Below are 501 nucleotides of genomic sequence, written 5' to 3'. Positions count from 1 at the left end.
TCAGCGCCGGGGCTGCCGCAGGGCGGGTCTGGCCGGCTTGTTGCGCCGCAGTGCGGGTCCGCGAGCCCGAAGACATCATTTCACGGATCAGGGCGAGCTTGGATTGCGCTCCCGTGTTCGCCGAATCGAGCTGCAGCGCCTTGTCGTAGGCCTGGCTCGCGAGACGGGCATAGACGTCGCCGAGGTTCTCGTGTGCGGTCGCGTAGCTCGGATGCGTGCGGATGGCCATTTCCAGCGCGGCGCGCGCCTTGTCGTAATGGCGCTGCTGTGCGTACAGGACCGCGAGGTTGTTGTACGGCTCGGGCAGTTCGGGGAAATCTTCGGTCAGCTTCTGGAAGACCGCGACCGCCTCGTCCTGGCGGTTGAGTTCCGTGAGGGCAATGCCCTTGAGGAAGCGCGCCTGCGGTTCCTTGGCGTTGCTCGCGAGGACGCGGTCGGCCATCGCGAGCGCCTGCGCATGCTGCCCCTGATTCACGAGCGATTGAATCTGGGCGACGCTGT

The 501-nt window shown here is 66.3% G+C and carries 1 protein-coding gene; it reads right to left on the bottom strand.

Features of this window, described 5'->3' with window-relative positions; genetic code table 11:
• Positions 1–501, bottom strand: a 501-nt coding sequence (locus tag GPA22_RS22420) for a tetratricopeptide repeat protein (RefSeq protein WP_169258285.1), incomplete at both ends; no start/stop codon positions are given.

Source organism: Aromatoleum toluvorans (assembly GCF_012910905.1).
Taxonomy (GTDB): domain Bacteria; phylum Pseudomonadota; class Gammaproteobacteria; order Burkholderiales; family Rhodocyclaceae; genus Aromatoleum; species Aromatoleum toluvorans.
The sequence above is the reverse complement of the archived record's forward strand: the minus strand, read 5'-3'. Positions and strand labels throughout refer to the sequence as shown.